The organism is Gemmatimonas sp. (assembly GCF_036405635.1).
Classification (GTDB): Bacteria; Gemmatimonadota; Gemmatimonadetes; order Gemmatimonadales; family Gemmatimonadaceae; genus Gemmatimonas.
In genome coordinates this window covers 36,795-43,772 of record NZ_DASWXE010000098.1, presented here as the reverse complement: position 1 = coordinate 43,772, position 6,978 = coordinate 36,795, and the positions used below count along the sequence as shown (strand labels likewise).

The following is a 6,978-nucleotide window of genomic DNA, read 5'->3' as shown; positions in this document are numbered from 1 at the left end:
CCGGCCGCACCTGGCGGGTGCGCAACACACGCGCATCGCTGCGCTTCGCGCTGTAGGCTTCGTGGTACTCCTTCCTTCCTCCTTCCCTTCCCGATGATCGCTTCCTTCGTTTCGGAGCTATCGCGTCGATCGGCCGGCGTGGCCGCCCTTGCTCTGGCGCTGTGTGCCTGTGAGCCAAGCCCCGAGCACTCGCCGGATGACCCGTCGATTCCCGAGCGCGAGACCGGTTCGTTCCCCGAAGGCTGGCGACTGCCGGCTGGCGCGAGTGCGGAGAAAGCTCCCAAAGCGATGGCAGTGAGCAACAGCCCCGCGGCAAGTGACGCCGCGGTGGAAATCCTCAAGGCCGGCGGCAATGCCGTCGACGCCGCGGTGGCGCTGGGCTTTGCGCTCACCGTGACGTGGCCCGAGGCGGGCAACATCGGCGGCGGTGGCTACACCGTCATTCACATGGCGGACGGACGCACGGCAGCCATCGACTATCGGGAGATCGCGCCATTGGCCGCGTCGCGCGACATGTACCTCGATGAGAAGGGCAACCTCACCAACAAGAGCGTGTACGGCCATCTCGCGTCGGGCGTGCCCGGTGCGGTGTCGGGACTGACCACGCTGCTGGCCAAGTACGGCACGATGCCGCTGGCCAAGGTGATGGAGCCGGCCATTCGGTTGGCGCGTGATGGCTTCGTGGTGGATTCCGGGTTGGCGGTGTCGATTGGCCGCGCGAAGGAGTCGGTCACCAAGTACTCCAAGCAGGAGACGCCGTACTTCCCGGGTGGTGAGGCGCTGGTGGCTGGCGCGCGTCTCGTGCAGCCCGATCTCGCGCGCACGCTGCAGGCGATCGCCGATTCAGGGGCTGCCGGATTCTATCGCAACTGGGTGGCCGACTCGCTCGTGGGTGAAATGCAGCGCAACGGCGGCATCATCACCAAGGAAGATCTCGCGAAGTACGAATCCGCGTGGCGCGAGCCGCTCAACACCACGTATCGCGACTTCACGCTGATCGGCATGCCGCCGTCATCGTCGGGTGGCATCGTGGTGGCGGAAGCGCTGAACGTGCTGGAGCAGTATCCCACGCTGCCGCCCTACGGCAGCACGCAGTACTTCCACCTGCTGGGCAGTGCCTACCAGCGTGCGTTCATCGATCGCAATGCCAAGCTGGGTGATCCCGCGTTCGTGCAGGTGCCCATCGCCGAGCTCACGAGCAAGACGTACGCGCAGAAGTTGAAGGAAACCATTGGGGCGACGGCCGCGCGCACGAAGGATCTCGAGCCCAAGCTGTTGCAGCCAGCGCGTGAACCCGAGCACACCACGCACTACTCGGTGGTGGATGCATCGGGCAACGCAGTGGCCACCACCACGACGCTCAACAACTCGTGGGGCTCGGGTGTGTGGGTGCGCGGTGCGGGCTTCATGCTGAACGACGAGATGGACGACTTTGCCGCGCAACCCGGCAAGCCGAACATGTTCGGCCTTGTGCAGGGTGAGCAGAACGCCATTCAGCCCGGCAAGCGCATGCTGAGTGCGATGTCACCCACCATCGTGCTCGACCCGTCGAAGCGCGTGCTGCTGGTGCTCGGCGCCGCCGGTGGCCCGACAATCATCACGGGTACGAGCCAGGTGATCATCAACGTGATCGACAACCGGATGAACCTGGCCGATGCCATGCGCGCGCCGCGTGTGCATCACCAGGGCTTGCCCGATTCCCTCACGTTCGAAACCGGTGGTGTGCGTCCCGAGGTGCTCGATTCGCTGCGTGCGATGGGCTACGGCATGCGTGAGCTTCGCAGCCTCGTGAATGTGAACGCCATCATGCGCGTGCACGGCGGTTGGGAAGGCATGCCGGAACCGCGCCGTACGGGTGGTGCACGAGGGTACTGATCGCGCATCGCAGCTGGTTGCAGCTGGCTACATCCGGCTGCATCTGGCAGATGCAGCATGCAAAACGGGGCGCCCGTCGAGATTCGACGAGCGCCCCGTTTGTTGTTGCGTGCTGCGCGTTACGGCGCCGGAGCCGGACGCACCGTGATCGGCGAGTCGAGCGTCGCGCTGATGGACGCGCCGCTGCCGATGCAGGTGTCAAAGTCCGCCGTGGCGGCCGCTGCCGCCGTACCGGCCGCCGCACCCGCGGCCGCGCCGATCACCGTACCCTTGGTGTTCTTGCCGATCACCTGGCCCGCAATGGCACCAAGGATGGCACCACCGGCGACCTTCTTGGCATCGGTGCCCTTGGTCGCGCTACGCACACGCTCGGTGGTGGCCGTCTGCACCGTGGCTTCGACCGGATACGTGCGGCCACCGTACTGCACGCTCACGACACGCACGCGCAGATAGGTCTGGTCGTTCGAGTTCTTGGCCGTCTTCGCTTCCGTCACTTCGAACGTCGCAGTTGCGCCTTCGGGGATGCTCACGCCGTTCGAGGCCGGCACCGATTCGGTGAGGGCCGCCGTGAACTTGTCGCCCACACCCACGGTGTTGCTGCACACCTTGTTGTTGGCCGCAAAACGCAGGGCCGTACCAGCGGCCACCGTGCCTGACACCGGTTCAGCCGGTGCGGCCGGAGCCGGGGTTGGCGCCGGATTGGTCGGAGCCGGTGTGGTCGTCGTCGGACGGCTTGGCGTCGGGCGCGGTGTGGTGGGCCGCGGCGTGGTCGGACGCGGCGCGGTGGCTACCGGTGCCGGAGCGGCCGGCACAGGCGCCGGAACGTCCTGCAGCTGCGGCTGCACGCTGTCGCGCTGCGCCATGGCCAGATCGCGGCCCAGCGCCGTGTCGCTGCTCAGGGCCGCCGTGTCGTCCTTGGCGCCGCCACAGGCAGCCAGAGACACCAGCGCCAAGGTCGACAGGAGAGCCACCGGTGCAGACCGGCGGCTGATGGTACGCGTATATTCACCCATGGTGAGAACTCCCAGTGGAAAGGATCGTACTTGGTGACCGGAAATAACGATACTCCGGTCAGGATGCCAGCGCGTCCCTCGGTGCGAAACACGCTGTGGAGGCTCCTCCCCTATTACCACCCGTATCGTCTACAGGTTGCGGTCGGGTTGGGGGCGGTCGTGGTTGCGGCCGCGCTCGCCACGCTTGTGCCGTCATTCTTGCAGCGTGGGATCGATGCCATCCGTGACGGACATCACACAAGTGTGGTGTTCACCCTCGGATTGGTGATGTTACTCACGGCCGTGGTCAGTGGATCCCTGCGCTTCGTCATGCGCCTGCTGCTCAACGGACTCAGCCGGCGCATCGAGACCGACCTCCGGCGCGACATCTACGCGCACCTCACCACGCTCGATCCGGCCTGGTTTGCCCGCTGGCGCACCGGCGACCTCATGGCACGCCTCACCAACGACCTGAGCGCCGTGCGTATGGCCGCCGGTCCCGCCGTCATGTACTTCGCCAACACCGTGGCGGGCGGGCTCTTTGCCTTGGTCATGATGCTGCGCATCAGTCCCCTGCTCACCGGCGCGGCGCTGCTACCCATGCTGGGCCTGCCCCTGCTCATGCTGCGCCTCGGCAAGCGGGTGCACGACCGCTTCGAAGCCGTGCAGTCGCAGTTCAGCAACCTGAGCACGCGCGCGCAGGAAAACCTGTCCGGCGTGCGCGTCGTGCGCGCCTACCGACAGGAAGCCTCCGAAATTGCCCGCTTCGGTGTGCTCGGCGATGAATACCTCACCGCCAACGTGCGACTCGCCAGGCTCAATGGGTTGATGAATCCGGGCTTTGGCCTTTTGGCCGGATTGGGCGGTGCCGTCACCATCGGTGTGGGTGGACAGCTGCTGATCGACGGCACCATCACCGTGGGTGGCTTCGTGGCGTTCGGCATCTATCTCGCCATGCTCACGTGGCCGCTCATCGCACTGGGCTGGACCACGAACCTCTTTCAGCGCGGCGCCGCGTCGATGCGCCGTGTGCTGGAGCTGCTCGACGCCACGCCGGAGTCGGTGCGCACGTCGGGCACGGCATCGCTGACGCCCGCGAAGGGGCATGCCATCGCGTTTCACGGCGTGTGGTTTCACTATCCCGCGCCCGCAGGACATGACGCCGAACCGCGATGGGTACTGCGCGATATCAACGTGGCCATCCCCGCCGGCGGTACGTTGGCAGTGGTGGGTGCAACCGGGTCGGGCAAGAGCGCGCTGATGGACTTGCTGCCGCGTCTCTTCGACGCCCAGCGCGGTGAGGTACTCATCGATGGCGTGAATGTGCGCGACCTGCCGCTCGCCGCGTTGCGGGCGGCCATTGGCTACGTGCCGCAGGAAGCACTGCTGTTCAGCGAAACCGTGGGCGAGAACATCGCATACGGCACGCCCGGCGCACCGCGTGAGCGTCTCGACGCTGCCTCGGATATCGCCCAGCTGCGCGAGACCATCGACAACCTGCCCGATGGTTACGACACCCGACTTGGTGAGCGGGGCATCAACCTCTCCGGCGGTCAGAAGCAGCGCACCGCGCTGGCTCGTGCGCTCGCGCGCCAGCCCGGCATCGTGCTGCTCGATGACGCCCTGTCGGCGGTGGACACGCACACCGAAGCCGCCATTCTGCACGGATTGCGCGGCGCATTGCGCGGGCGCACGGCCATCATCACGTCACATCGCGTGAGTGCGGTGCGCGAGGCCGATCATATCGTGGTGTTGCACGAGGGTGCCATCGTGGAACAGGGCACACACGAGGTCCTGCTCGAACTCGGCGGTCGCTACGCCGACCTCTGGCAGCGCCAGCAACTGCTGGACGCCATCGAGGCGGCGTAGCGCGCGAGTCGTGGTTACAGGCGCTCGACGAGGAACGCGGGCGTCAGCGGCTGCAGGAAGGCTGCCAGACGTTCGAACCAGCCGGTGAACATCAGCACACCCACGATCACCAGCAGGATGCCCGCAATGCGGTTCACCTTGCCGATGTTGTGGCGGAAGTTCTTGAAGAAGGTCAGGAACTTCTCGAGGGCCAGTGCGCTGACGATGAACGGCACGGCCAGTCCCGCCGAGTAAAACGAGAGCAGCGTGATGCCCTTGCCCAGCTCACTTTCATTGGCGGCGAGCAGCAGGATGGCGCCCAGCGTGGGACCGAGGCATGGCGTCCAACCAGCGCCGAATGCGATGCCCACCAATACGGTGCCGAGGTAGCCGAGCGGCTTGTCGCTGAGATGGAAGCGGCGTTCCTGCTGCAGCGCACCGATGCGCAGCACATCGAGCATCCAGAGGCCCATGAGCACCATGAGCACACCACCGACGCGCGCAATCCAGACGCGGTATTCGCGCAGCAGCTGACCAAACACGCTGGCGCCGGCACCGAGCGCCACGAAGATGAACGAGAAGCCGAGGACGAACAGAATCGCATGCACCAGCGCCGTGCGGCGCGCGCGCGATACGTCGTCGAGTCCCATGCCCGTGATGAACGTGACGTAGCTGGGCACGAGCGGCAGCACGCAGGGGCTTAGAAAACTGAGGAGGCCTGCGGTGAAAGCAACGAGAACGGTCAGTGATTCAGGAGCCACGAGTCGTGATCGATGAAATGAAAAAGAGGTCTGTGGGGGACGCGCGAAGACAGGGGCAGCCGTTACCGGCTATTGCCCCGTCGACAGCTGCCACAGAGCCCGTAAATCACCAACCGATGGCGCTGACGCGAGAAGTCGTGCGTCTCTGCCAGCAGCGTGGTCATGCGCTCGAGTCGCTCATCGCGGAACTCGGTGACCTTGCCGCACATGGTGCAGATGAGATGCTCGTGATTGGGCACGCCGCGGGCGGCTTCGTAGCGCTTGAAGCCTTCGCCGAAGTCACGTTCCACCACGAGGCCACTGCGCACCAGCACTTCGAGGGTGCGATACACGGTGGCGGTGCCCGCCGTCGCGCCGGTGGTCTTGAGCTCAGCCGCGATTTCCTCGGCCGAGAGATGGCGGTCGGTGCCGAGCACGACGTCGGCAATGGCCAGGCGCTGCGATGTGGCCGGCAGGTTGTGGTCACGCAGGAACGCACGGAACGCACTGCGGTCGGCCGCGATGGCCGCCGCATCGGTGTTGGCGTGTGCGTCTCCGTGACCAGCCATGAGCGTCAGGCCAATGGAATGCGAAGGGCGCGCGCGATCTGCGCGCCGGAATAGCGCACGATCTCCGACTCTTCTCCCGCACGCCGCTGCACGCCACGCACGACCGTTTCCACGGTGATGAGCGGCGCTTCGGCTTCTGCCTTCACGCTCGACTCCCACTTCCCGCGTTCCGGGCCCTTAATGATGTAGCGATAGCGGGCGGTGTAGACGGTGTGGCGCTCCGGGCGCGGCGCGGGCGCTGCGACGACGGCGACTTCCAGGTCTTCTGCCGGCGTGCCGGTCGCGTCGGGGATGTGCACATCTTCCATCTCGAGTGCGTCCACGACGGGGGCGTCGAGCACCTCTGCGTCGATGACGGACGGCTCGTCGGCATACGGGCTTTCGTCGTCGGCGTCGGCAACGTCGATCGCTTCGACGATGGCGTCGTCGATTGCGACATCTTCGATCACCACGTCTTCGACTGACAATTCGTCGATCGGCGCTTCGTCGATGACCGCATCTTCGATCACGGCGTCTTCGATGATCGTCTCTTCGGCGATGTCGTCCTCGTCGATCACGTCGTCCGTGGACGCCACTTCGATGGCCTCGACCTCGATGGCATCGTCTGTTCCGATGACGTCAACGTCCGCCTGCGCCTCGGCAAACGGCAATTCGGGCGCGAGCTCCGAGGGTTCACCGTCGGCCTGAGCGACCGGCGCTACAGCACGCAGCGCGATCACGGCGATGCCGGTCTCCAGCGTGCCCTGACGCAGCGGCGAGAAGAGATGCAGCTCCTCGATCCGCTCGACCGGAATCTCCGCGATCACAGCCCGCAGGAATCGCTCGGTGACCTCGGAAACCGGCGCATCCGCGCGGTCGGGGAGGTTGGGCACCACGGGCTGGGTATCGGTCTGCAGGACGTCTTCGGACACGGATGCGGGTGGAGCGTTCATCGGGCAATGGATCGGGCGAATG

The 6,978-nt window shown here is 65.9% G+C and carries 6 protein-coding genes; 2 read left to right on the top strand and 4 right to left on the bottom strand.

What is annotated here, in order from left to right; translation table 11 throughout:
- Nucleotides 1–93 precede the first annotated feature (93 nt).
- Nucleotides 94–1,875, top strand: a complete 1,782-nt coding sequence (gene ggt, locus VGE27_RS08550) for a gamma-glutamyltransferase (protein ID WP_331049232.1) — start codon at nucleotides 94–96, stop codon at nucleotides 1,873–1,875.
- A gap of 119 nt (nucleotides 1,876–1,994) precedes the next feature.
- On the opposite strand, the gene VGE27_RS08545 is transcribed toward ggt, so the two are convergent.
- A complete protein-coding gene (locus VGE27_RS08545) occupies nucleotides 1,995–2,888 on the bottom strand; it encodes a hypothetical protein (RefSeq protein ID WP_331049231.1) in 894 nt (297 codons plus the stop codon).
- Nucleotides 2,889–2,951: 63 nt separating this feature from the next.
- Between VGE27_RS08545 and VGE27_RS08540 the strand changes: the two genes are divergently transcribed.
- Nucleotides 2,952–4,736 carry an ABC transporter ATP-binding protein gene (locus VGE27_RS08540; protein ID WP_331049230.1) on the top strand — a complete coding sequence of 595 codons (1,785 nt, stop codon included), beginning with the start codon at nucleotides 2,952–2,954 and terminating at the stop codon, nucleotides 4,734–4,736.
- 14 nt (nucleotides 4,737–4,750) lie between these two features.
- Here VGE27_RS08540 and VGE27_RS08535 read toward each other — a convergent pair whose 3' ends face one another.
- The 3 genes from VGE27_RS08535 to VGE27_RS08525 all read right to left on the bottom strand — a co-directional run bounded on the left by VGE27_RS08535 (nucleotide 4,751) and on the right by VGE27_RS08525 (nucleotide 6,956).
- Nucleotides 4,751–5,476 carry a cytochrome c biogenesis CcdA family protein gene (locus tag VGE27_RS08535; protein WP_331049229.1) on the bottom strand — a complete coding sequence of 242 codons (726 nt, stop codon included), beginning with the start codon at nucleotides 5,474–5,476 and terminating at the stop codon, nucleotides 4,751–4,753.
- A gap of 62 nt (nucleotides 5,477–5,538) precedes the next feature.
- Nucleotides 5,539–6,024, bottom strand: a complete 486-nt coding sequence (locus VGE27_RS08530) for a Fur family transcriptional regulator (protein ID WP_331049228.1) — start codon at nucleotides 6,022–6,024, stop codon at nucleotides 5,539–5,541.
- Between the two features lie 5 nt (nucleotides 6,025–6,029).
- The gene (locus tag VGE27_RS08525) at nucleotides 6,030–6,956 is read right to left on the bottom strand and encodes a hypothetical protein (RefSeq protein ID WP_331049227.1); all 927 of its coding nucleotides are present in this window, start codon (nucleotides 6,954–6,956) and stop codon (nucleotides 6,030–6,032) included.
- Between the last annotated feature and the right edge of the window lie 22 nt (nucleotides 6,957–6,978).

Coding starts and splice junctions, on each gene's coding strand:
- ggt (WP_331049232.1), top strand. CDS start 94: ATGATCGCTTCCTTCGTTTCGGAGCTATCGCGTCGATCGGCCGGCGTG.
- VGE27_RS08545 (WP_331049231.1), bottom strand. CDS start 2,888: ATGGGTGAATATACGCGTACCATCAGCCGCCGGTCTGCACCGGTGGCT.
- VGE27_RS08540 (WP_331049230.1), top strand. CDS start 2,952: ATGCCAGCGCGTCCCTCGGTGCGAAACACGCTGTGGAGGCTCCTCCCC.
- VGE27_RS08530 (WP_331049228.1), bottom strand. CDS start 6,024: ATGGCTGGTCACGGAGACGCACACGCCAACACCGATGCGGCGGCCATC.
- VGE27_RS08525 (WP_331049227.1), bottom strand. CDS start 6,956: ATGAACGCTCCACCCGCATCCGTGTCCGAAGACGTCCTGCAGACCGAT.